The sequence below is a fragment of the Streptomyces prunicolor NBRC 13075 genome, assembly GCF_000367365.1.
GTDB classification, from domain to species: domain Bacteria; phylum Actinomycetota; class Actinomycetes; order Streptomycetales; family Streptomycetaceae; genus Streptomyces; species Streptomyces prunicolor.
Window position 1 is genome coordinate 1 of sequence record NZ_BARF01000139.1, and the last position, 24,953, is coordinate 24,953.

The window sequence follows — 24,953 nt, forward strand, 5'->3', positions numbered from 1 at the left end:
CCGCACCGGCCTCCGCCGGCGGCCCCCGTCCGGGTCCGCGGCCCGCGCCGCGTCCGGCTCCGGCCTCGCCGGCGCCGACCACACCCGAGTTCACCGCCCCCCCGGCGGCTCCCGTGGCTCCGGCCGCGCCTGCCGCCCCTGCTTCTACGGGCGGTTCCAGCTCTGCCCCGCGTCCGGGCGCCCCGCGTCCGGCCGGCCAGGCCCCCCGTCCGGGCGGTGCCCGTCCGGCCGGTCCCGGCCAGGGTGGTCAGGGTCGTGGCGACCGTCCCGAGCGCAGTGACCGCGGCGACCGTCCGGGCGCCCCGCGTCCGGCCGGTCAGGGCGCGCGTCCCGGTGCTCGTCCGGCCGGTCCCCGTCCGGGCAACAACCCGTTCACCTCCGGTGGTTCCACCGGCATGGCGCGCCCCGGGGCTCCCCGTCCCGGTGCCCCGCGTCCCGGCGGTCAGGACCGTCCGGGCGGTGCTCCCGGTGGCGCTCCGCGTCCGCAGGGTGCCGGTCAGGGCGGTCCCCGTCCCCAGGGCGCTGCGGGCGGTGCCCGTCCGGGTGCTCCCGGTGGCGCGCGTCCGAGCCCGGGCGGCATGCCCCGCCCGCAGGGCGGCGCTCCGCGTCCCGGCGGTGGCCCCGGTGGCAACCGTCCGAACCCCGGCATGATGCCGCAGCGTCCCGCTGCGGGTAGCCCCCGTCCCGGTGGCGGCCCCGGTGGCCGTGGTCCCGGTGCCGGCGGCGGTCGTCCCGGTGGTCCGGGTGCCGGTGGCGGTCGTCCCGGTGGCGGCGGCGGCTTCGCCGGTCGTCCGGGTGGCGGCGGTGGCGGTTTCGCCGGTCGTCCCGCGGGTCCGGGTGGCGGTGGCGGCGGTTTCGCCGGCCGTCCGGGTGCTCCCGCCGGTGGCGGCGGTGGCCGTCCCGGCTTCGGTGGCCGTCCCGGTGGTCCGGGTGGCCGCGGTGGCACACAGGGCGCCTTCGGCCGTCCCGGTGGTCCCGCGCGTCGTGGTCGCAAGTCGAAGCGGCAGAGGCGCCAGGAGTACGAGGCCATGCAGGCCCCGTCGGTCGGCGGTGTGATGCTGCCTCGTGGCAACGGACAGTCCGTCCGTCTGTCGCGCGGTGCGTCCCTCACCGACTTCGCCGAGAAGATCAACGCCAACCCGGCGTCGCTCGTCGGCGTGATGATGAACCTCGGCGAGATGGTCACTGCCACGCAGTCCGTCTCCGACGAGACGCTGAAGCTCCTCGCGGACGAGATGAACTTCGTCCTCGAGATCGTCAGCCCCGAGGAGGAGGACCGCGAGCTGCTCGAGTCCTTCGACATCGAGTTCGGCGAGGACGAGGGTGGCGAGGAGTTCCTCGTCGCGCGTCCGCCGGTCGTGACCGTCATGGGTCACGTCGACCACGGTAAGACCCGCCTCCTCGACACCATCCGCAAGACGAACGTCGTCGCGGGCGAGGCCGGCGGTATCACCCAGCACATCGGTGCTTACCAGGTCGCGACCGAGGTCAACGGCGAAGAGCGTCGCATCACCTTCATCGACACCCCGGGTCACGAGGCGTTCACCGCCATGCGTGCCCGTGGTGCCAAGTCGACCGACATCGCGATCCTCGTGGTGGCGGCCAACGACGGTGTGATGCCCCAGACGATCGAAGCGTTGAACCACGCCAAGGCGGCCGACGTGCCGATCGTGGTCGCGGTCAACAAGATCGACGTCGAGGGCGCCGACCCGACCAAGGTGCGCGGTCAGCTCACCGAGTTCGGTCTGGTGGCCGAGGAGTACGGCGGCGACACCATGTTCGTCGACATCTCCGCCAAGCAGGGCCTCAACATCGAGAGCCTGCTGGAGGCCGTGATCCTGACCGCGGACGCCTCGCTCGACCTGCGGGCCAACCCGGAGCAGGACGCGCAGGGCATCGCGATCGAGTCCCACCTGGACAAGGGCCGCGGCGCCGTCGCGACCGTCCTGGTCCAGCGCGGCACCCTGCGGGTCGGCGACACCATGGTGGTCGGCGACGCCTACGGCCGGGTCCGCGCGATGCTCGACGACAAGGGCGACAACGTGGAAGAGGCGGGTCCCTCGACCCCGGTCCTCGTCCTCGGACTCACCAACGTCCCGGGCGCCGGCGACAACTTCCTCGTTGTCGACGAGGACCGCACGGCACGTCAGATCGCCGAGAAGCGCGCGGCGCGCGAGCGCAACGCCAACTTCGCCCGGCGCGGAGTCCGGTTCTCCCTGGAGAACCTGGACGAGGCCCTCAAGGCCGGTCTGGTGCAGGAACTCAACCTCATCATCAAGGGCGACGCGTCCGGTTCGGTGGAGGCTCTCGAGTCCTCGCTGCTCCAGCTCGACGTCGGCGAAGAGGTCGACATCCGCGTCCTGCACCGCGGCGTGGGTGCGGTCACCGAGTCGGACATCGACCTGGCGACCGGCTCCGACGCGATCGTCATCGGCTTCAACGTCCGCGCTGCGGGCCGCGCGGCGCAGATGGCGGAGCGCGAGGGCGTCGACGTCCGGTACTACTCGGTGATCTACCAGGCCATCGAGGAGATCGAGGCGGCCCTGAAGGGCATGCTCAAGCCGGAGTACGAGGAGGTCGAGCTCGGTACGGCGGAGATCCGCGAGGTCTTCAAGTCGTCCAAGCTGGGCAACATCGCCGGTGTCCTGGTCCGGTCCGGAGAGGTCAAGCGCAACACCAAGGCGCGCCTCGTCCGCGACGGCAAGGTCATCGCCGAGAGCCTCAACATCTCCGGTCTGCGTCGCTTCAAGGACGACGTCACCGAGATCCGCGAAGGGTTCGAGGGCGGTATCAACCTCGGCAACTTCAACGACATCAAGGTCGACGACGTCATCGCGACGTACGAGATGCGCGAGAAGCCTCGCGGCTGATCGACACAGCACGCGATCGGGGCCGGTCGGCGGAGAGAATTTCCGTCGATCGGCCCCGGCCGTTGCGTGTACGGTTCCTGTATCGGCGTCCGAGACCGGCGCCCATACCCCGAACCGGCGGGACATCCGGACATACATGTATGTGGGGACTCTGTCCTTCGACCTGCTCCTCGGCGACGTCCACTCGCTGAAGGAGAAACGCTCTCTCGTCCGTCCGATCGTGGCCGAACTCCAGCGCAAGTACGCGGTGAGCGCGGCCGAGACGGGCAGTCAGGACCTCCATCGCAGGGCCGAGATCGGGCTCGCGGTGGTCTCCGGGGACACGGGACACCTCACCGACGTACTGGACCGCTGCGAGCGACTCGTCGCCGCGCGGCCCGAGGTGGAACTGCTCTCCGTTCGACGCAGACTTCACAGCGACGAAGACTGAAGCCGGACGAAGACCGAAGCCGGACGAAGAGCGAAGCAAGCGGCAAGACGTAGTTGCAGCAAGACGTAGTTACTAAGGAGACGGACCAGTGGCCGACAACGCGCGTGCCAAGAGGCTGGCGGACCTCATCCGAGAGGTGGTGGCCAAGAAGCTGCAGCGCGGGATCAAGGATCCGCGGCTCGGCACGCACGTCACCATCACGGACACCCGGGTGACGGGTGACCTGCGGGAGGCGACCGTCTTCTACACGGTGTACGGGGACGACGAGGCGCGGGCCGAGGCGGCTGCCGGACTGGAGAGCGCCAAGGGCGTGCTCCGTTCCGCGGTGGGCGCCGCGGCGGGCGTGAAGTTCACGCCGACCCTCACCTTCGTCGCGGACGCCCTCCCGGACACCGCCAAGACCATCGAGGACCTCCTCGACAAGGCGCGGCAGTCCGACGAGAAGGTACGCGAGGTCTCGGCGGGCGCCGCGTACGCGGGTGACGCGGACCCGTACAAGAAGCCGGACGACGAGGACGACGACGAGGACGACACCGCCGAATGACCGAGAAAACCCCGACGCCCGACGGCCTTGTCATCGTGGACAAGCCGTCGGGCTTCACCTCGCACGACGTGGTCGCCAAGATGCGCGGCATCGCCCGCACCCGCCGCGTCGGGCACGCAGGCACCCTCGACCCCATGGCAACAGGCGTACTGGTCCTCGGAGTCGAGAAGGCGACAAAGCTCCTAGGGCATCTCGCTCTCACGGAGAAGGAGTACCTGGGCACGATCCGCCTGGGCCAGAGCACCCTGACCGACGACGCAGAGGGCGAGATCACGGGGTCGACAGACGCCTCGAAGGTCACCCGGGACGCCGTCGACGCCGGGATCGCCAAGCTCAGCGGCCAGATCATGCAGGTCCCGTCCAAGGTCAGCGCCATCAAGATCAAGGGCGTCCGCTCCTACAAACGGGCCCGCGACGGCGAGGACTTCGAGATCCCCGCCCGCCCCGTCACCATCTCCTCCTTCGCGGTCTACGACGTCCGGGACGCCGTCGCCGAGGACGGCACCCCCGTCCTGGACCTGGTGGTCTCGGTGGTCTGCTCGTCCGGCACCTACATCCGGGCCCTGGCCCGCGACCTGGGCGAGGACCTCGGCGTGGGCGGCCACCTGACCGCCCTCCGCCGCACCCGCGTGGGCCCGTACAAGCTGGACGCGGCGAGGACCCTGGAGCAGCTCCAGGAGGAGCTGACGGTCATGCCGATCGCGGAGGCCGCCGAGGCCGCGTTCCCACGCTGGTCCGTGGACTCTCGTCGGGCGAAGCTCCTCCTCAACGGCGTCCGCCTGGACATCCCCGAGGAGTACACGGGCGCCGGCGCGGTCGGCGTCTTCGACCCCGAGGGCCGCTTCCTGGCACTCGTGGAGGAACAGAAGGGCAAGGCGAAGAGCCTCGCGGTCTTCGCCTGAGCGTCCTTCCGGGGTGGGCCGAAGGCGGGGCCAGGGCGGGGGCGGGGTCTCAAGTCCCGCCCGTGGAGCGGCGGTCACGGGGTCTACGTTCCCGCCGCTCCACGGTCCCCCCTCGGTTCCCCCACCCCTAGGGTGTATCCAACCCTCCGCTTCTATTCACCCGTCCGGGCAGGCGCTCGGAGTGAACCGAGGGAGCGGAAGGGGGCGCGTTCACCACGCGATCTGTCCCGCTGATCACGACACGCCTACCGTCGAACACAGGGCACGGGTACGGCGGGGCGGGCGGGGAGGTTCGACCATGGCGGGACGGAGCCCGCGGACGGGCGGCGGCCGTCGGACGCGGGAGGACACACCGGCGTCGGCGCGATCAACGCACGGCGCCGCACCCGCTGTTGGCGACGTGATCGGCGCGGCGCCCGATGCTGCTGACGGGGCCGGGGCCGGGGCTGCCCCGGCTGCCGGTGACGAGTCCTTGGTGCGCATCCGTGACCTCGCCGGGCGCCCGCGCGGCACCGGTTTCGTCGCCGACCACCATGGCACGGTGATCACAAGCCACGAAGCGGTCGACGGACTGCCCCGCATCGTCCTGCACGCCGCGGGCGACCGCACCTGCCTCGTGACGGCCGACGCGGTGACCCCTCTCCCCGCCCTCGACCTGGCCCTCGTCCGCACCGAGGGCCTGGGCGTCGACCCGCTCCCGGTCACCGTCCGGGACCGCGTCGAGACCGGCACATACGTACGCGTCGCCGCCGGCCGCTGGCGCGAGGCCCGCCTCCTGGGCGCGACCTCCGTGACCTACACGGCCACCGACCGCTTCCATCTCCTCGACGACGCCCTGGAGTTGGCGATCGGCACGGCCGGGCGGGACGCGCTGCGGCTGGGTGGCGGAGCGGCCGGGGGCCCGGTCCTGGACGCCGCGACCGGCGCGGTGATCGGCGTCCTCGGCACGGCGCTGCAGTCCGGCCAACGGGACACTGGGTTCGCGGTACCCCTGCGCCAAGTCCGAGATTTCGGGGACCCGTTGACCGAACTCCTCGCCCGCAACGCGGCGACGGTGCCCGCGTACGGCGCCGACCTCAATCTGGCGGGAGTCCTGGAACTGACGGCGACTTCGGTGGGCTCGGACGGACCGCCGGGGGCGCTGGCGGGGTTCATCGGTCCCGGCCGTGACGGCGACGGTTCGTGTGTGGTGGAGCCGGTCGAACGTCCTTCGCTGGTACGGGAGTTCGCCGCCTTCGTCGAGAGCCCGGCCGCCGTGCTGGGCCTCGTCGGAGCACCGGGCAGCGGCCGTACGACGGAACTCGCGGCGCTCGCCGCACGGCGCAACGGCGGTGCCGAACCGGCGCCCACGCTGTGGTTGCGCGGCGCCGATCTGCGGGACGGGGACGCGTCGGTCGCGGACGCGGTGCGCAGGACGGTCGAACGGGCGGCCCGCATCGTCGCCGCGTCCGTCTCCCTGCCGGAAGGCTCCCGCGACCTCGGCGACGTGAGCCCCGAACGCCTGGCCCGGGTCGCCCGTGACGCCGGCCGCCCCTTGCTGCTGTTGCTCGACGGGCCGGAGGAGATGCCGCCGGTGCTGGCACACCGGTTGGCCGAGTGGACCGGGGGGACGGGGGAGTGGTTGCGGGGGAGCGGGGCGCGGTTGGTGGTGGGGTGTCGGGCGGAGTACTGGGAAGGGGCGGGGGCGGGGTTTCCGGGGGAGTTGCTGTACGGCGGGTCTTTGTCGGGGAAGGCTGGGGTTGGCGAGGCGGGTTCGGATTGCTCCGGGGCGCCTGTGGGTGACGGCGTCGGTGAGTTTCTCTTCGGGGAGCCCGCTCCTGACGCGGCAAATCCGGCTCGCTACGGCGCGCTCGCGCCTGATGACGCCGGTCCGTATTTTTCAGCCCGTCCGGCGTTTGAGGACGAGGCCCCTTCAGGGCCGATGGGGGTCTGGGGGGGCGCAGCCCCCAGGGGGGTGACCCCGGCCTGCGTTCAGCTTGGGGACCTTGGGCCGCACGAAGCCCGCCGAGCTCGCGCAGCGTATGCCGTGCCGGAGGGTGTTCTCGTTGATTCCGACGCCCGTCACCCCCTCACCCTCCGGCTTCTCTCCGAGGTGCTCGCCGCGCTGCCCTCCACCCCGGGTGCCCAACTCGACCGGGACGACGTGTTCGCCGCCTACCTCGACCTGATGTGCCTCCGGATCGCGGTCCGGCTCGCCGCCGAGAACGGGCTGCGCGGCACCGCCGTACGGAGGCTCGCCGCGAAGGTGTCCGGGCAGGTGCACGAGGCCGCGCGGCGCAGTCTCGGGCCGGGGCAGGGGGAGTTGGACCGGGAGTCGTTCGAGGCGGTGTTCCCGTGGGGACCCGCACCGGCCCGGCTCGGCGGCGGTACCGGGTGGGCGTCCGCCGTCCTCACCGAAGGGCTGCTCGTGCCGGCCGGTACCGGATACCGGTTCGCCCACGAGGAGTTGGCCGACTGGATCCAGGGCACGCACCTCGACCTCGATGAGGCCCTGCGCGCCCTGGTGCACCGGCCCAGGACGCCACGCTCCGGGCACCCCCTCCCCGTACCGCACCACCGCATCGGCCCCGTCGTACAGGCCCTGCTGCTCCTCGCCCGGCAACACGTCACCCATCAACTGGCCCTCAGGCTGGAGGAGTTGGCGGACGCCCTGAACGCCGACCCGGACTCCTGGTGGGCCGCGCACCTGCTCGCCGAGGTGCTGCGAAGGGTGCCCGATGCCACGCCGTACGGCAACGCATTGCGCTTGCTGGCCGACCAGTTGGTGGCGCGGAGGCGGCAACAGGCGGCCGTACCGAAGGAGTTCGCGCCGGAGTTCTGGACCGCGCTGCGCCTGCCCCATGTCGAGCGGTTCGCGTTGCTGCGGGGGCTCGTGCTCGCCGATGGGCCCCCGCAGGACACCGCCGGACAGCCCCGATTCCTGGACGCCGCCGCTGAGTTGCTCGCCGCGGACCCCGCCGTCGTACAGCCGCTGCTGACCCGGTGGTTCGACGACGAGCGGGCGTTGCCCGCGACGCCGGAGGCGACCGTGGCGACGGCCGCGCAGGCCTTGCTGCACACGCATCGGCGGCGGGCGCTGGACGATCTGACGGAGGTGCTCGTCGGCTGTGCGCACGGGCGGGCCGACGAACTTCTCGCCGTACTGGCCGAGGAGGAGCCGTCGGCCGTGTGCCGGGCCGTGGACCGGTGGGCGCACGACGAGCGGCCGGCGCGCCGGGTGGCGGCGGTGGCGTACGGACTGCGGGCCGCACCACACGTACGGACCGAGGCCGACCGCGAACTCCTGCGCTACGCGGCCGAGTTCCTGCTGGCCCGCCCCGCCGACTGCACCCTGCACGGCGGCGCGCTCGCCCTCCTCGTCCGCGATCCACACACCCGCGCCCGCCATCTCCCGCAGGCGCTACGGCACTTCGTGTCCGGCGACCCGCAGTTCCCGCCGAGCGCGCTGGCCGCCGCCCTGACCACCCACCCCGAACCGGTCCTGGAGGCCTTCCGCGCCCGCCTGCACGGACCGCACGCGAGCGAGGCCGTCCGCACCCTCGCCGACGTCACGGCCCCGGACCTCGCCCGCCGGGCCGCCGCCCTGGTGCGCGAGACCGCCGTACGGTGGCCGGAGACGGCGGCGCACCTCGGCGTCTACGTGGACCGGTGCCTCGACCACGGCCCCACCGCCCGCGCGATCCTCTTCCCCCTGGTCACCGGCCTCCTGGACGGCGGCCCGGCCTCGGCGCGCACCGCCCTCGCCCCCGTGCTCGCCGCCCCCGGCATCCCGGCCTCGCGCCCCCTGCGCCGCGAACTCCTGGAGTTCCTGCTCACGCACGAGCACGACCCCGCCGTACTGGACGCACTCCTGCACACGGCCGGCCGCCGTGACGACGACGAGATCCGCGACCTCGTCCACCGCACCGGCCGGCTGCTCGTCCGTACCCCCGCGGGCGCGACCCGTTTCGACCGCGGGCTCGTCGACCTGGGCCGCCACGTGCCCGGCTTCGCCGCGCTGATGGCCCGCTGGCTGGCCGACACCCCGGAGGACTGGGCCGCGGTGGTCGGACCCAGCACGCGGCGCATGATCGAGAACCTGGCCGGGGTGGGGGTTCCCGCGTAGCGGCTTCGGTACGTGCGCCCGGTCACAGCCTCCAGGCCGATGCGGGCCACAGGCCCCCGGCATGGCACCCTTAGACCTGCGTAAGAGGTCAATGACACAGGTCTACATACGGACACGGGTTCGATGAGGAGCGGTCACAGTGCAGCGCTGGCGTGGCTTGGAGGACATCCCTGAGGACTGGGGGCGCAGTGTCGTCACCATCGGTTCTTATGACGGGGTCCACCGCGGGCACCAGCTGATCATCCGGCATGCCGTGGAGCGCGCCCGTGAGCTGGGCGTTCCCTCGGTCGTCGTCACCTTCGACCCGCACCCCAGCGAGGTCGTGCGCCCGGGCAGCCACCCGCCGCTGCTCGCCCCGCACCACCGCCGCGCCGAACTGATGGCCGAGCTGGGGGTGGACGCGGCGCTGATCCTGCCGTTCACCAAAGAGTTCTCGAAGCTGTCCCCGGCCGACTTCGTGGTCAAGGTCCTGGTGGACAAGCTGCACGCGAAGGCGGTCGTCGAGGGCCCCAACTTCCGCTTCGGCCACAAGGCCGCGGGCAATGTGGCCTTTCTGATCGAGCAGGGCAGGACATACGACTTCGAGGTAGAGGTGGTGGATCTTTACGTGAGCGGTGCGGCGGGCGGCGGCGAGCCCTTCTCCTCCACACTGACCAGACGCCTGGTCGCCGAGGGCGACGTCGAGGGCGCCCGCGAGATTCTCGGCCGCCCGCACCGGGTGGAGGGCGTCGTCGTGCGCGGCGCCCAGCGCGGTCGCGAAATGGGCTTCCCGACGGCCAACGTCGAGACCCTGCCCCACACGGCGATCCCGGCGGACGGCGTCTACGCCGGTTACCTCCACGTCGAGGGCGAGGCCATGCCGGCCGCGATCTCCGTCGGCACGAACCCGCAGTTCGACGGCACCGAGCGCACGGTGGAGGCGTACGCGATCGACCGCGTCGGCCTCGACCTGTACGGCCTGCACGTCGCCGTCGACTTCCTCGCGTTCGTGCGCGGCCAGGCGAAGTTCGACTCGCTGGAGGGCCTGCTGGAGCAGATCGCCCAGGACGTGAAGCGATGCAGGGAACTGATCTCGGCGGATACCGGGGATGCCGGGTAGCTGTTCTTCTTTCTACGACGCGAAGGGCGGCCGGTGCTTGTGAGCACCGGCCGCCCTTCGCGTTCGGCGGTGGGGATTACTGCTGCGGGGGTGCGGGCGGGGGCGGGGGCGGGGTCTGACCGGGCTGTGCGTGGCCGGGGTGCTGCGGGTACGGCTGGGCCTGCTGCTGCCCCGGGTGCTGCGGGTAGGGCGGTGCGGGCTGCTGCGCCGGGGGCTGACCCTGCTGGGGGTAGGGCTGCTGACCGTACGGCTGTCCGGGCTGGGGCTGTTGCGGGTACTGGCCGGGCTGCCCGGGGTACGGCTGGCCGGGCCCGGGTTGGCCGGGCTGCGGGCCCGGGTACGGCGGCTGCTGTCCCGCGTAGCCCTGCTGTCCCGCGTAGCCCTGCTGGCCCGGCATCGGCGGGGCCGCCACCGGCGGCGGGTTGCCGTCGCTCGTCCACAGGCCGTGCATCTGCTGGTGCCGGACGAAGTCCTCGGCGACCAGTGCCGCGAGGTTGAAGTACGACTCCCGGACCTTCGGCCGCATCATGTCGAGGTCGACCTCCGCACCGGCGGCGAGATGCTCGTCGAACGGCACGACCACGACACCCCGGCAGCGCGTCTCGAAGTGGCTGACGATGTCCTCCACCTTGATGGTCTTACCGGTCTCGCGGACACCGGAGATGACCGTGAGCGAGCGCGAGACCAGGTCCGCGTACCCGTGCGCCGACAGCCAGTCCAGCGTCGTACTCGCGCTGCTCGCACCGTCCACGGACGGCGTCGAGATGATGATGAGCTGGTCGGCGAGGTCGAGCACACCGCGCATCGCGCTGTAGAGCAGACCGGTGCCGGAGTCGGTGAGGATGATCGGGTACTGCTTGCCCAGCACGTCCAGCGCGCGCCGGTAGTCCTCGTCGTTGAACGTGGTGGAGACGGCCGGGTCGACGTCGTTGGCGATGATCTCCAGACCGGAGGCCGCCTGGGACGTGAACCGGCGGATGTCCATGTACGAGTTGAGGTACGGGATCGCCTGGACCAGGTCGCGGATGGTGGCGCCGGTCTCGCGGCGCACGCGGCGGCCGAGGGTGCCGGCGTCCGGGTTGGCGTCGATCGCGAGGATCTTGTCCTGGCGCTCGGTGGCGAGCGTGGAGCCGAGCGCGGTGGTCGTCGTGGTCTTGCCGACACCGCCCTTGAGGCTGATCACCGCGATCCGGTAGCAGGACAGCACCGGCGTGCGGATCAGCTCCAACTTCCGCTGCCGCTCGGCCTCTTCCTTCTTGCCGCCGATCTTGAACCGCGAGGGCGCGGCACCGGGCCGACCGCTCTTCGCCTTCTGCTTCTTGTTGTTGAGCAGCCGGTCCGACGACAGCTCCACGGCGGCGGTGTAACCCAGCGGCGCGGCACCGGGGTTGGTCGGCTGCCGCTGGTCGTGCTGAATGGGCTGGGGCCAGGCGGCGCCGGTGCGGGGGTCGACCGGGGGCTGGGTGGGCGGCGGCGCCTGCGGCTGGGGTGCCTGCGGGGGCTGCGGTGCGTCGGGCTGGGCCTGCTGTGCGGGCGCGGGGGGCGCCGGGGGGAAGCCGTAGCCGCTCTGGGGGTGGGGCTGGCCCTGTTGTGCCGGCGCAGGGGGGAAGCCGTAACCGCCTTGCTGGTTCGGCGCGTTGGGGGCGGGCTGGGGCTGGGCCTGCTGTGCCGGTGGCGGCGGGAAGCCGTAGCCGCCCTGGGTGTTCGGCGCCGGCGGTGCGTTCCAGGCGGCCGGCGCGGGTTGCGGTGCCTGCGGCTGGAACGGGGGCTGCTGCTGCGGCGGCAACGGCGGCTGGGCCGGGGGCGCTACGGGCTGTTGCGGTACGGGTGGCACGGGCGGCGGGGGCGCCATAGCGTCCAACGGCACGGGCTGCGGCGGTACTTGGGGGTGAGGCTGGCCCTGCCCCTGGCCTTGCGGCTGAGGCTGTGCCGGCCAGTGGTCGGCCGGGGCCGGGGCGGCGGGCTGGTACGAGGGCGGCAACGGCGGGACACCGCTCTGCGGGGCCGGCGGCGGAGTCCAGGCGGGAGGGGCTTCCTGTACGTCGCCGGGGGCACCGGTGGCCGGGGCGTCACCCTGAGGGACCTGAGGGGCCTGAGGGGAGTCGGCCTCGGGCGGTGTGGGCGCTGTGGCGTCGGCGTTGCTCGGCTCGTGCTCCGGAGCGCCGGCCAGGTCACCAGCTGCGTCGTCGGTCGTGTCGCTCGCCGTGTCATCCGCCTGGGCGTCGGTCTGGGCGGCGCTGGGGTCCGTGTCGGGGGATGCCGTGGACGCGGAGGCGTCGCCGGTGCTCTCGCCTTCGGCGGGGTTCGCGGAAGCAGAGGAGTCCTCGGTGTCCGTGTCGGCGACCGGTGCGTCCTCGTCCTGGATGCTCACCTCGGCGGCATCGGTGCCCTCGGTGACACCGGCATCCGGCACCTCGGGCTCGAACTCCGGTTCCCCGGAGCCTGATTCGGCGTCACCGGCACCGACACCAGTACCGGCACTGGCACTGGCACCGGCATCCGAGCCTTCGGCGCCTTCCACGGAACCTTCGTCACCCACGGAACCCTCGGCCGGAGCCGGAGCCGCCGGGGTTTCCGCGTTGGCCTGGTCCGTGTCGCCGTGCTCCGGCGTGCTGTCCGGCCCCGCACCCCGTTCCGTGATCTCCCGCTTCAGGGCGGCGGAAGAGATCCGCATCGTCGCGCCGCTCACGAGGTCGCCGTTCTCGGAGTCCTCCTCGGCCGGGACCGCGGGCGGCGGAACCGTGGCCGACGGTGCCCAGCCGGGCTGGAAACCGGAGTTGTCCGGCAGCACAGGCACCGTGAACGACGGTCCGACCGGAGGCGCCGGGGGCGGTGTCGCCGTACCGTTCGCCGGAGTCGGAGGCGGCGAGGCCTGCGCGGAAGCGCCCGACGCGCCGGACGAGTTCTGCGTGTACCAGGCCGGCGGCGCGTAGTCGATCGTGAACTCGCCCGTCATCTCGATGGCGGACTCGTCGTCGGGCTGGTCATCGCCGGGCGTGGCCCAGCCCCCGCGGATCCCGTCCCGATCGCTGCTCACAATTCCTCCTGGTGTGGTCGAGCACCCTCATGTCGTGCTGGGGCGACCGCTCGTGTCGTACGGGCCCGGTCCGCCGAAAGCGTCGGGAACGGTCGGTCGGCGGCCCGAATCGATCGGATCCGCCCGGCCCGTCCCCCGAAGCGCTGCCGGTCCGGCCGCGGGCCCTGACGCGGCGCCCGGTCCCAGCCTAATCACCACAAGCAACCTCACGGCAGGCCCGTCCACCTCTCCGCGTCCGTCCAACGCGCCACATGACGCCCGGAACCGGCACATGTGCCCACCGCCCCGTTGCGCAAAACGGGAGATAGTGGCGCGCATCCGCTGGGGAAGAAGGGGCGAAACGGGCTGAATCACTCAACTTCGGTCGGTGGTCCGCCGGTTCAGTCCATCCTGCGTGGTGTACCCAACAATCCGATCTCGGCATCCGTGGGCTGGGTCATCACATACTGCCGGTCGCGGTCGCCGCACCAGAGCGTGACGCCGTCGGGGAGCGTGGGCAGGGAGTCGACGTCGGCCCGGGGGAGCGCCATGGCGCGGCCCAGCTCCGCCGCCTCGTCCGGCGAGATCCGCTGCACCCCGACGAGCCGCGCCTGCCGTATGAGCCGAGGCGCGACGGGACTGAGATACGGCAGCAGGGTCAGCACCGACTGCCAGGGCCCGGACACCACCCGCCCGCGCGGTGGCCGCATGCCGCAGTCCCGCACCACGAGCACGGGTGTGCCCGCCGAGGCACCCTGCGGCTGGACGCGGCCCACGTCGTACACCGCCAGGCCGTTCTGTCCGCCGCCCATGGCGTGGACCATCTGCATCCAGGCCTGCGGGCGGCCGGTCTCCACGGCGACGCGCGCACCGGTGGCCGCCGCTCTGAGGGCGATGACCTGCGCGGTCCACAGCCCGCCGATGAGGACGACGTCGTACGGAGTGGGCCGGTTGAGGCCCAGCACCGCGGGCTGTCCCTCGGTGTCGACGCCGATCACGACGCCGTCGTCCCCGATGGGCAGCGCGAGCGCGTCCACCTGCTCGGGGGAGAGCACATGCCGTCCGTGGCGGGGACCGATCAGGCCGAGGCCGCTGCGCAGCATCGTCAGCGCGGTCATCGGGCACCTCCGAGGGGCAGGGTGGCGAGCACACCCGGGAGCTGCTCGCGGTCGAGGCGGGCCAATGCCAGGCCGGTGTGCCGTGCCGCGCCCTCCAACGCGCGCCGTGCCGCGACCAGTTCGTCGTCGCTGCGGCCCGTCACCCGCAGGTGCCCGCACATCGACACCTCCTGGCGCTCCCCGCGCGCGAGCGTGAGGCTGAACGTCGTGGCGAGCGCCGGGGTGGCCGTGAGCAGGGCGATCAGCTGGGGCAACGACGGGCCGCGACCGCCCAGTTGGGGCCAGCGGCGGATCCAGTACGTCGTGTGTCTGCGGTTGTCGCAGCGCCAGCTCCGGCTGGACTCCTCGGTCCGGCGCTCCCGTGTGTCGGTCCGTCCGGCCTCCGCCGTCACCAGGGGGTTGGCGCAGGCGGAGGTGGCGAGGGCGGCGGTCAGCTCCTCCTCGTTCAGGATCGTCGTGCGGAAGCCGGCACCGGTGAGGCGGCTCGCGAGATGGTCGGCGACGCGCACGACGCACTTCTGCGCTCCGGTGAGGCCGCCGCCTCGCGCGGCCACGGCCTCCAGGCACTGCTCGGGGTCGAGCTTCAGTGCGATCCAGGTGATGCGCACCGCCGGGGCGCCGGTCTGCTCCTGCAGCGGCGCGTAGTTGGTGACGGCCACCGAGTGCTGGGGCAGGTGCAGCGCGGGCGCGGGCTGGGTGTGCAGCACGAGCTGCGCCGACTCCAGCCGGATACCGTCCACTTCGAGCGCGTCCCGCACCAGCGAGAGCGGCAGCGGCTGCCGGTTCCGGTCGGCCCGCAGCGCGGTGACATCGGCCTCGACCTGTACGACGGCGGTCACGAAGGTGCCGTCCCCGATCAGCCCGATCGGACGCCGGTCCCGGCCGCCGTACGAGTAGGTCCGCAGGGTCGGGTCGCACTCGACGGTCGGTGCGAGACCGGGCTCGGTGCCCGGCGGTGTCTCCGTGTTCGCGGCGCTCTTCTGCCGCGCCCGCAACGCCCGCGCGGTGCCCATCCATTCGGGCAGGGAGCGGCCGCGCCGCCGGACGAAGGCGAGCAGCACGAGCGCCACGGCGACGACACCCGCCGGCACCAGCGCCATCGGGGCGATCGCCCAGCCGACGAGGAGGACGGCCGCCGCGAGCTCCAGCAGGACGAGCCGTTGCAACCGGAATGCCCCGCCCTGTCCGCGGCGCGTCCTGAGATGAAGTCCGCCCGGTCCCTGGGGCGATGCGCCCGCCGCGGACGGCGGCTGCGCGGACCCCGGCCCGGGTGTCCCGGAGCCCCTCGTCCGCGACCGGTCACGAGACCGTGTCCGCGTTCCGGAAGCCATCACTCCATCCCCCCGTTTTACTCACAACTCACTGCTGTTTCAGCACCACATAGGGCCCCTGAAGGTCCAGGTACCCTACCCGCTCCACACGTCCCCGCGGATACCAGGCATAGTAGGTGCCTGGTCTGACATCGATGGGCGGGGGACGTCGAACTCCCGAGCGCTGCCCAGGCTGAACACGGGGAGAGACAGACACAGATGGCATCTCGGCGGGACCAGCTCAACGCCTACACCTTCGCGAAGCGCCGCATGCTGGCGTCCTTCGTGCAGTCGTCCCCGGACGGTTCGGAGGAGGGGGCACCGCGACCGCTGCGCGGAGTGGTGCCCGGCGTCATCGTGGGCGTGGTCGTCATGGCGGTCTTCGGCGCCTGGGGCATGTTCAAACCGACGGCGCCCCAAGGCTGGGCCACCCCCAAGTCGAAGGTGATCATCGCCAGCAAGTCGACCACCCGCTACGTCGTCCTGACGACCGACGGCAAGGCCCAGCTGCACCCCGTCCTCAACATGGCGTCCGCGAAGCTGCTCCTCAACGCCGGGCAGGGCGAGGTCGTCACCGTCGACGAGTCGGTCCTCGACGGCGGCAAGATCCCGCACGGCGTCACCGTCGGCATCCCGTACGCCCCCGACCGGCTGCCCTCGGCGAGCGAGGCGGGCGCCGAGAAGCGCTGGGCGGTGTGCGAGCGCCCGAGCGCGGGCGGCGGTTCCATCCAGAAGGCGGCGCTGGTCCTCGCCGAGCGCGACATGAAGAAGACCGAGGGCAAGCAGCGGCTGCGGGGCGGAGAGCTGCTCTACGTGGTGGACCCGGACAAGAACCGCTACGTGGTGGACGCGAGCGGCACGGCGTACCGCGTGGACAAGAGCGACGAGCTGCTGCTGCGCGCGGTCGTCGGCACCGGCCGCGACCCCGAGCGCGTCTCCCAGGAGTGGCTGGCCACCCTGCACCAGGGCGACCCGATCACCTTCCCGTCCATCGGCTCCACACCCGGTACGGCCGCCGGCGCCCCGGGCGAGCTGGACGCGTCGGCCAACAGGGCGGGCATGGTGCTCAAGGCGTCCGACGCCAGCGGGGAGCACTACTACGTAGTGCTTCCCGGCAAGGTCGCGCAGGTCTCCGCCTTCGTCGCCCAACTCCTGCTGTCCAGCAAGGATCTGGCCCCGCTCGGCCAAGCCGGTCACGCCACCGCGGTGAGCCCGGGCGCGATCACCCCGGAGGGGACCTTCGGCGCCGAACACCGCTGGCCCACCAAGGAACCCACGGCCGTCAACGAGGCCTCGGACGCGTCCGGCAGCCGCAGCACGATCTGCAATGTCCTACAGAAGGTGGACGGCAAGGGCGTCACCACCCTGACGACCTGGGCGGGCACCGACTTCCCGGCCCCGCTCCCCACCGACTCCACCAGCGCCTACGTAACGCCCGGCTCCGGGCAGCTCTTCCGCCAGTTCCAGGGCGAGGAGACCAAGGCGGGCCCCGTCTTCCTGGTCACCGACACGGGGCTGCGTTACGTCCTGCAGTCCAACGCCGACAGCGCCACGAACGACGCGGGCATCGGTACGACGGCCAAGGAACGCCAACAGGAGCAGCAGGAGGCCGAGCAGGCCCAGATCCGGCTCGGCTACGCCGACGTCGACCCGGCGCCGGTCCCCGCCTCCTGGTCCGAGTTCCTGCCCACGGGTCCCCGTCTGTCGACGGCGGCGGCACGTCAACCGCAGGGTTCGTAGGGGGAGTTGGGCATGCCATACACGATTTCCCGCCGTCCCCTCCGCCCTCTCCGCGCTACGGCGGCGCTGGCCGCCGTAGCCGCGACCCTGGCCGTGTCCACCGTCGTGCTCGCGCCTCCCGCGGCGGCGGACGACGGCTTCTCGGACCAGTGCACGTTCCCCAACAAGAAGTACCCGGGCCGCCCTTGGGCCCTGCAACGCGTCCTCCTCGACGAGCTGTGGAGCCAGTCCAAGGGCAAGGGCGTACGGGTGGCGGTCATCGACACCGGCGTGGACGTGAAGAACCCCCAGCTCACCCACGCGGTGGACGTGAAGAGCGGCCGTAACCTCCTGCCCAAGAACCTCAAGGACAGCAACGGCGACAAGATCGCGCGGGGCAGCGAGAACGGCACGACCGACACCGTGGGACACGGCACCAAGGTCGCCGGCATCATCGCCGCCCGCCCGATCAGCGGCACTGGTTTCGTGGGTCTGGCCCCCGAGGCGACCATCATCCCGATCGAGCAGAACGACGCGGACGGCCACGGCACGGTGGACACGCTCACGGCCGCGGTCAACTACGCGATCCAGGCCAACGCCGACGTCATCAACATTTCCCAGGACACGTCGAACGCGGTGAAGCCCGACCCCTCCCTGGAGTCGGCGATCGACACGGCACTGTCGAAGAAGATCGTGGTCGTGGCGTCGGCGGGCAACGGCGGCCAGGGCGGCAACGTCAAGAAGACGTACCCGGCGTCCTTCCCCGGCGTCCTCGCCGTAGCGGCCTCCGACCGCAACAACGAACGCGCGTCCTTCTCCCAGTCGGGCGACTTCGTCGGCGTAGCGGCACCCGGCGTCGACATGATCTCCACCGTCCCCAAGGGCGGTCACTGCTCCGACAACGGTACGAGCTTCTCGGCGCCCTACGTCTCCGGTGTCGCCGCGCTGATCAAGGCGAAGCACCCGGACTGGACCGCCCGCGAGGTCGTAGCCCAGATCGAGCAGACCGCCGAGCGCACCATCGCCGGCCACGACCGCCTCGTCGGCTGGGGCGTCGTGGACCCGGCCCGCGCGCTCACGGAGGACGACCACCCGATCGAGTCCCCCAACCCCCAGGACGGCCTCACCAAGGCCCAGGCCCCGTCCCCCGCGAAACTCCAACTCGGCGAGACCCCCGACGAACACGACGCCCGCCTCGCGACCTACGTCGCCCTGGGCGCGGCGGTACTGGTGGCGGGACTGGGCGGCACGGCGGTGGCGACCCGGGACGCGCGCAAGCGGGCGCGGCGGGTCGCGGGGCTGGACTGACGCCCGGCGAGCCCCGAGGGGTGCGCCGCCCGTGGGCTCCGTCTGTCGGCTCCGTCCGCCTGTCAAGAGGGCACGACCTGCGAAGGAGCAGGCAGACGGCGGAAGTTGACGCAAACGGAGGATGCCATTCGCAATGGTCACGCAGCAACGACGGCTCCGCGTCACCCCTCCACCCGCCATGTTGGTCACTCACATGTGTGCGGGTACGACGACTGAGTAGCCGTACTCAGGCCGCCGGTCCGCAGGTCACGTAGCGTCAGAGGGCGGCAGCCGCCCAGGTGGGCGCGAGAGCGTGGCGTGAAGGAGCGGTGAAGCTTGGTCGAGTGATAGCACAGCTGTCGTATAAGGCAGTTGGGACTGTCACAGGAAGCGACTAGAGTGATTGCGTTGCGGAGAGGAACGCTCAGGAGTGCAGTCGCTCAGGGGCGGGCGACGAAAACGGGGAGGGGAAGGCATCATGCCTCCTGTTGACGGTGGAGGGGGCTTCAGGGCAAGCCTGGAAGCGCTCGGAACGTTCAAGAAGCGTGTGGACGGGGTGCTTTCGAACTTCGAGAGCTCACCGGGTAGCGCGCACAAGGTCGGGGCGCACGAGCTCACCCAGGCTTCCTTCGGCGGTGCCGGAAGTTTCGGCGAGGCCAAGGGCCTGCACGCACAGTACGAGCGGGTCCACGAGCGTCTCACCGCGCTCTCCAAGAACCTGGGCCTCCAGATCGAGGCGCTCCAGATCGCCGTGAGCGCCGCGCACAACAACTTCCACAACGTGGACGAGGACCAGCGGCGCCGATTCTGGGAGATCCAGACACAGCTCAGTCGTGAGCACGCCGAGGCGCTGCAGGAGCAGCAGGCCGCGGAGGCGGCGAAGAACGGCAAGCCCGAGCAGGGGCGTTCCGACGACAAGCAGTCCAAGGCCGGGTACTGATGGGTGACGAGCAGAAGCAGCCGAATCCGCACCAGGCGGAACTGACGCAGGTGGCCCAGCAGGTCGGCGTCATCGATGCCGCCAGCACCATTTCGAACATCTTCGGCGGCGGCAACGTCCGGTGCTTCGGCACGACCGACTTCGAGAACCACCGCCTCAACGACATGATCGACATGGTCCAGACCGCGAGTCCGGAGCACCTGGAGAACGCGGGCACGGCGCTCTGGGAGGCCCGCGACGCCATCAGCGACGCGGCCGAGGAACTCCGCGGCCACATCGACAACGTCGACTGGGAGGGCGACTCCGGTCAGGCCTTCCGCGACTGGGGCAGCGACCTCGTCACCTACGCCGTCAACCTCGCGTCCTTCGCGGAAGTAGCAGGCACCCAGATCTCGGCCGCGGCCACGGGCCTCGCCTCCGTCCGCATCGCCATGCCGCCACGCGACACCCGCTTCAACACCAGCCAGACGCCCAGCGACATTCCGCTGCCCGCGCGCGTCTCGGGCAACGGGGAGTACACCGAGGCGGTCAAGGTCGAGAAGGACCGACAGGAGGCGATCAACCAGATGAATCGGTTGTCGTCCTTCTACACGGTGTCGGAGGGGGTGTTGGCGGCACAGGAGCCGCCTACGTTTTTGCAGGCTATGCCGGATGTGGGGGTGCCTAGGCCGAAGCCGTCGATCTCGGATCCGTATCTACCCATTGAGAAGCGAGATGACCAGAGCCTTGGTGGCGTTCAGGAGCCAGCGGCGACTCGTCACCACGCTTCGAGCGTGGTGACCCACCATCCGAGTTCGGTCGACACCACGCAGACGGTCAGGCACCCGGATGACTCGCGTGTCCATCCAGACGTGAACGTCGGTACGAAGATCGACGGTGTGGGCACCCTGCCGTCCCAGGAGATCACGAAGCCGGCGACCAACCTGCCTCCGACAATGCCCGCTTCGGGCGGAGGCAATAGCGGGATGATTCCGCCCTTGGTCTCGGGTGCGGTTCCTCCTGCTTTCGGCACCTCGACGGGACGTACCTCGGGATTCGGCGGAGCAACCGGGAGCAGATCCCCGATTTCGGCGCAGGGACGTGCGGTCAGTCCCGGTGGTACGACAGGCGGGCGTGGCAACACAGGCCCGATGGGGCGTGCCGCCGCAACAGGACAGTCGGGCATCCGGAGTGGTGAAACAGCAGCAGGCAGATCACCCCTCGGCCGGGCAGTATCCGGCGGAACGCCTCGCCCCGTCGGCGGGCCGGTGGGCGGCCGGGCCGGCGGCCCGACTTCCACAGGGGCGGCACGTGGCAACGGTGTGGTCGGAGGAAAGCCCACCACAGGCGCTGCCCCGGGAGCGAACGGACCCAGGGTGCCTCGCGGCACGGTCGTCGGTGCCGAGGGCAACTCCAACTCCCGTACACCTACGGGCAAGATCGGTCAGCGCGGGGTCATCGGGGCGCCGAAATCCGCCCCGGGCGCGCGCCCGGGGCAGTCCGGTCGGCCCGCCGTGGGCAACCCCGACGGGGTGGTCGGCACTCCCCAAAGCCGGCCTTCCACTGTCAGGGGCGCCGGAGGCACCGGAGGTGCACCGGGGGTTCCGAGGGGGTCGGCGGGAAGTCGACACAGTAGGAACCGAGAAGACCGTGAGGGCGAGCGCGAGCAAGATGCGCAGCGGCGCAACACGCCGCCCGTGACCGACTGACCACGAGCGAGGATCAACAGAAGCATGACAGGGACCAGCCCGCGTGGCGGATTGACCGCGTTCCTCCAAGGACGTGCCGGAAGACGAGTGTCGGCCGTGTGTGCCGCAGTCGGTGCTTTCGCCATTGTGTCTTCGGGGCTGGCTCCGAGCGCGGTTGCCGCCGATGTTCAGTCGAAGCAGTGGTACTTGGACATTATGGACGCGAAGGGGATGTGGAAGGTAAGCACAGGCAAAGGCGTCAAGGTTGCTGTGCTGGACACTGGGGTAAACCCGGACACTTCATCCCTCAAGGGCCAGGTACTCGTGGACGGGGTGCATCAGGCTGTCTCGTACAACGCCACCAACGACTATCTGAGCCACGGGACCACCATGGCGGAGATGATTGCCGGCACCGGCGCCGGAGGTGGTCTGCAGGGCCTGGCTCCCGGTGCGAAGGTCGTGCCTTACCGGGTGCTGACCAAGGGCGTGAAGAACAAGACCGACGTAAAGAAGACACCTTCGATCGCCGATGCGATCAAGGCTGCCGCAGACAGCGATGCCAAGATCATCAGCATGTCGTTCGGCGGCGACATCATGAACCCGGACGAGGCCAAAGCCGTTAAGTACGCCGAATCCAAGGGCAAGTTGATGTTCGCTGCTACTGGAAACGACGCTGAGACCAAGAACTTCATTGGCTACCCTGCCGCAGACCCGTACGTCGTCGGCGTAGCCGCAGCCGACAAGGACGGCAAGGTGGCCGACTTCTCGGAGCACGGCAACTACGTCGATCTGGCGGCCCCGGGTCGCAACGTTCCGGTGTGGTGCGACGCGACATTCAAGTCGTACTGCGACAGCGGTGGTACCAGCGCAGCGACCGCCCTCACCTCCGCCTCCGCCGCCCTCATCTGGTCCGCGCATCCCACCTGGACGGCCAACCAGGTCCTGGCCACCCTCATCGACACCGCAGGCCGCGACTGGCCGAAGAACAAGCCGAGTAACTACCTTGGCTACGGCCTGATCCGCCCCCGCAAGGTGTTGGAGAACAGCAGCATCAACCCGGGTGCCCCCGGCACGGACCCGCTCAGCTTCGAGAACGGAACCGGCGTCACGGGCGCTTCGCCCTCCGCCTCCGCATCGACCTCGTCCAAAACCCCCACCCCCACCTCAGGCGGCCAGACTTCCGCCGCAGCATCGACCTCCGACTCGTCCGGCAACACCACCCCGTGGGTCGCACTCGGCGCCGCAGCGGCCGTAGTCGTGCTCGGCGGTGGAGCCTTCGCGGTGGTTCGCTCGCGGCGAGGCGCATGAGAGCTCGTACACCGGGCTCACCCGACCAACCAGCGCTTCACCACTCGGTGTTGCGTCCCAGAAACACCAACCTCTCTCGCGAAAGGGAGTGCCGAGATGGCTGACGGCCGCAAGCTTGATGACGCACATGTACAAAAGCTCCAGACGAACGTCATCGACAGGTACGACAACGTCAAGAAGCACCTGCAGAAGCTCCAGGGCTGCATCGACATGATCGAGGCGAACTGGACGGGCCACGGTGCCAACGCCTTCAAGACCAAGCAGCACGAGATCAACGACCACATGGTCGGGATCGGCCGCATGCTCGACGACTTCCTGAACGGAATTCACCTCACCAAGCAGGACAAGGACAAGCTCGAGGACGAACTCCACTCCACGATCTCCAGCATCGAAGTGGACGCTGGTGCGAAGACCTCGGCGCTCAACCTCTACTGACCGCCCCGAGCGTCGCACCCCGGACCGCGAGGTCCCTCTCACATCGTCAAGGAGATGAGGAAACATGACCGGCACGCCGCACATGCAGGATCTCGCCGTCAAGTACGGCACCCTGGACGCGCTCGCCACTGAACTCGGCAACCTGGCCAAGCAGTTGGAGAGCGACCTCACGGCGCTGAAGAAGGGCGTCCACGACGCGGCCGAGGGCTGGGCCGGTGACGCCTACGAGTCCTTCAACCGGAAGTCGAGGGAGTGGGACGGCCACACCACTGCCATCCACCAGGCGCTGCTGTCCATCACGCAGAAGGTGCACCAGGCCGGCGGCGACTACCGCGGCGGCGACAAGAAGGCGGCCAGCTTCTTCGAGTAGGACAGGCTGACAACAGCAACACCGGGGTGGGCACGCACGGGAGGTGCCCACCCCGGTGTTTGCGTTTCGGGCAGCTCTTCCACACGGTGAACCGAAGGCGGCTTCGAAGTCCCACCTGGTGGGGGCGGCGCACGGATGACCTGTCCTACTGTCAGGGGCCTTGTCGTGGTTGAGGCTCGGGCACATCGCAATGGCGTGGGGCGTGGGGCGAGTGGCGCGCGGCGTGTTGGGTGGTGAGCGGCTCGGTGGTGCAGTGGTGCAGACGGTGGCGGGACGAAGGTACATCGAAGTTCTAGACAGACCGGGCGATTTGGCGAGGCCGGCCCGTCAACCGGAGCCGCTTCGGGTACGCAGTGCCCTCTTGCTGATCGTCACACCGCCGGGACCTGCATACTTCGATGACCACCGGCCGCCGTGGGGTGACGGAAGAAGGGTGAGCGCCGCACTCACAGCTTGCCGAAGATCACTCCCCGCCAGGTCCAGCCCGACTTCAGGACGGTGTCCTGTAGGGGAGAACGCAGTTCCGCGCTGTCGAAACGGAAGGTCTCCGTCGCTTCGAGGCCACCGTTCTGCCCACGACCGAAGGTCCACTCGCGGCTGCCTGTTCGACTCGGCCCGCGCACGTACTCCGACGGCACCTGGAGCCTCGTCGGACTCCTCACCCGGCTGACCTCCCACTGTTCCTCAAGTGCGCGCAATTCGTGGTCCTCGTTGACGAGTCGCATCCGGATCCGCACGGCGTGAGTGATGTGGGACCGGACGAAATCCTGCTGCCAGGCGGGCTCCGTGAGCCGCCACTCCGCCACCAGGTCGCATTGCTCCCGGTCACCGCAACGGATGACGTACGGAACGTCGGACTGATTGAGACCGAGCAGAGCCGCCCGCAACTCCTCGCCCGGGACTCCTGTGTGAAGAGCGGAGCATCCACGGAGCCGGTTTCGCGGCGGGCGGTCACCGTGACGGACGTCACCGCCCGACCCGTAGGTGCCACGGACTCGTCGGTGACCTCGGGGAGCGTCGCCATGTCGGGCCAGTATTCCCCGTCGATCGTGATGTTCGCTGCGAGGCCAGCGTCCGACGACGGTAGGCGGACTGCGACGAACGGTGCGCCAAGCGCGCCGACTTCATTAGGAGGCGCAGCTCGCCAGCCTTCGGGCAAATCGGACTCGATCGGGATCGGGATCGGTACTGTCGTCGGCCTTGCCGGGCTTCCTCAACTCCTGCAGCGAGGCCCAGTTCAAGACCGCCAAGTACATGCGGGCCACCACTCTCGCCGAGGCATGAGCCCACCATCCCGAACGCGTAGGTCGGCGCCCCCGACCACCCGCGTTACGCCAGACCGTCTGGATCAACGATCCGGCCAAGCGCCGCGAACCGCACCACAAACCTCATAGCGTCACGACCGCCTCTCAGGACTGGAATCTTCCAGGGATTCCGGTGTGGCGGAAGGCGGTGGTGGAGGCAGTGGCGGGTACGGCGGCCGGGAAGGGACCCGGGGGCCAAGCAGGCCTACAGCAGGCGGGCCTACAGGTGGAGGGGGCTGGGGTTCCAGCGATCGGCGGGGGCGGGGCTCAGGCTGTCGGGGCGTGAGGGGCGGTGCCGGAGGTGGAGGCGGGGGTGCAGGCAGTTCCCCGTCTGGCAGGACCGGGCCGCCCGCCCGCAGCCGCTCGATGGTCTGTTCGGCTCGGCGGCGTGCCCGCGGGTCGTCGTCGCGCTGGAAAACGAGCACGTGAACCCATCGGGAGATTCTCCCGCTCGAAAGCAGCCGGTACCCGAGTGCGTGGGCGATGTCCTTGGCCCGAGGCAGTGCTGACGCATCGAGCCGGAACTCGA

17 protein-coding genes are annotated in these 24,953 nt (G+C 70.7%); 13 read left to right on the forward strand and 4 right to left on the reverse strand.

Features of this window, described 5'->3' with window-relative positions; translation table 11 throughout:
* The 6 genes from infB to SPR02S_RS50895 form a co-directional block, all read left to right on the forward strand.
* Window positions 1–2,870, forward strand: a 2,870-nt coding sequence (infB, locus tag SPR02S_RS61390) for a translation initiation factor IF-2 (RefSeq protein ID WP_078623264.1), incomplete at its 5' end; no start/stop codon positions are given.
* 136 nt (window positions 2,871–3,006) lie between these two features.
* On the forward strand, window positions 3,007–3,300 hold the full coding sequence (locus SPR02S_RS50875; protein ID WP_019064765.1) for a DUF503 domain-containing protein: 294 nt from the start codon (window positions 3,007–3,009) through the stop codon (window positions 3,298–3,300).
* Between the two features lie 88 nt (window positions 3,301–3,388).
* Complete coding sequence (gene rbfA / locus SPR02S_RS50880) at window positions 3,389–3,844, forward strand: 30S ribosome-binding factor RbfA (protein WP_019064766.1); 456 nt, start codon at window positions 3,389–3,391, stop codon at window positions 3,842–3,844.
* The gene (gene truB, locus SPR02S_RS50885; RefSeq protein WP_019064767.1) at window positions 3,841–4,746 is read left to right on the forward strand and encodes a tRNA pseudouridine(55) synthase TruB; all 906 of its coding nucleotides are present in this window, start codon (window positions 3,841–3,843) and stop codon (window positions 4,744–4,746) included. Before rbfA ends, truB begins: the two co-directional genes overlap by 4 nt.
* Before the next feature lie 298 nt (window positions 4,747–5,044).
* Window positions 5,045–8,851: a trypsin-like peptidase domain-containing protein gene (locus tag SPR02S_RS50890; RefSeq protein WP_106437181.1), complete on the forward strand. Its 3,807-nt coding sequence runs from the start codon at window positions 5,045–5,047 to the stop codon at window positions 8,849–8,851.
* 139 nt (window positions 8,852–8,990) lie between these two features.
* Window positions 8,991–9,950: a bifunctional riboflavin kinase/FAD synthetase gene (locus SPR02S_RS50895; protein ID WP_019064769.1), complete on the forward strand. Its 960-nt coding sequence runs from the start codon at window positions 8,991–8,993 to the stop codon at window positions 9,948–9,950.
* Between the two features lie 76 nt (window positions 9,951–10,026).
* On the opposite strand, the gene SPR02S_RS50900 is transcribed toward SPR02S_RS50895, so the two are convergent.
* The 3 genes from SPR02S_RS50900 to eccE form a co-directional block, all read right to left on the reverse strand.
* Window positions 10,027–12,987 (reverse strand): SCO5717 family growth-regulating ATPase, encoded by a 2,961-nt coding sequence (locus tag SPR02S_RS50900; RefSeq protein ID WP_019064770.1) that lies wholly within the window; start codon window positions 12,985–12,987, stop codon window positions 10,027–10,029.
* A gap of 380 nt (window positions 12,988–13,367) precedes the next feature.
* Window positions 13,368–14,084 (reverse strand): hypothetical protein, encoded by a 717-nt coding sequence (locus tag SPR02S_RS50905; RefSeq protein ID WP_019064771.1) that lies wholly within the window; start codon window positions 14,082–14,084, stop codon window positions 13,368–13,370.
* Window positions 14,081–15,415 carry a type VII secretion protein EccE gene (gene eccE / locus SPR02S_RS50910; RefSeq protein ID WP_078623260.1) on the reverse strand — a complete coding sequence of 445 codons (1,335 nt, stop codon included), beginning with the start codon at window positions 15,413–15,415 and terminating at the stop codon, window positions 14,081–14,083. Before eccE ends, SPR02S_RS50905 begins: the two co-directional genes overlap by 4 nt.
* 198 nt (window positions 15,416–15,613) lie before the next feature.
* Here eccE and eccB point away from each other — a divergent pair, with 198 nt between their 5' ends.
* The 7 genes from eccB to SPR02S_RS50945 all read left to right on the forward strand — a co-directional run bounded on the left by eccB (window position 15,614) and on the right by SPR02S_RS50945 (window position 23,120).
* A complete protein-coding gene (gene eccB, locus SPR02S_RS50915) occupies window positions 15,614–17,134 on the forward strand; it encodes a type VII secretion protein EccB (RefSeq protein ID WP_019064773.1) in 1,521 nt (506 codons plus the stop codon).
* Between the two features lie 12 nt (window positions 17,135–17,146).
* Entirely contained in the window at window positions 17,147–18,421 is a 1,275-nt protein-coding gene (gene mycP / locus SPR02S_RS50920) for a type VII secretion-associated serine protease mycosin (protein WP_019064774.1), read from the forward strand.
* A 457-nt stretch (window positions 18,422–18,878) separates the two neighbouring features.
* Window positions 18,879–19,340, forward strand: coding sequence for a DUF2563 family protein (locus SPR02S_RS50925; RefSeq protein WP_026151653.1), 462 nt, complete (start codon window positions 18,879–18,881; stop codon window positions 19,338–19,340).
* Entirely contained in the window at window positions 19,340–21,028 is a 1,689-nt protein-coding gene (locus tag SPR02S_RS63700) for a WXG100 family type VII secretion target (protein ID WP_019064776.1), read from the forward strand. Before SPR02S_RS50925 ends, SPR02S_RS63700 begins: the two co-directional genes overlap by 1 nt.
* A 24-nt stretch (window positions 21,029–21,052) precedes the next feature.
* The gene (locus SPR02S_RS50935) at window positions 21,053–22,315 is read left to right on the forward strand and encodes a S8 family serine peptidase (protein ID WP_078623262.1); all 1,263 of its coding nucleotides are present in this window, start codon (window positions 21,053–21,055) and stop codon (window positions 22,313–22,315) included.
* A 96-nt stretch (window positions 22,316–22,411) separates the two neighbouring features.
* Window positions 22,412–22,750 carry a WXG100 family type VII secretion target gene (locus SPR02S_RS50940; RefSeq protein WP_019064778.1) on the forward strand — a complete coding sequence of 113 codons (339 nt, stop codon included), beginning with the start codon at window positions 22,412–22,414 and terminating at the stop codon, window positions 22,748–22,750.
* A 64-nt stretch (window positions 22,751–22,814) separates the two neighbouring features.
* Window positions 22,815–23,120, forward strand: a complete 306-nt coding sequence (locus SPR02S_RS50945; protein ID WP_019064779.1) for a WXG100 family type VII secretion target — start codon at window positions 22,815–22,817, stop codon at window positions 23,118–23,120.
* Window positions 23,121–23,566: 446 nt separating this feature from the next.
* Here the strand turns inward: SPR02S_RS50945 and SPR02S_RS50950 are convergent, their stop codons facing one another.
* Complete coding sequence (locus tag SPR02S_RS50950; protein WP_019064780.1) at window positions 23,567–24,007, reverse strand: hypothetical protein; 441 nt, start codon at window positions 24,005–24,007, stop codon at window positions 23,567–23,569.
* Window positions 24,008–24,953: the final 946 nt, after the last annotated feature.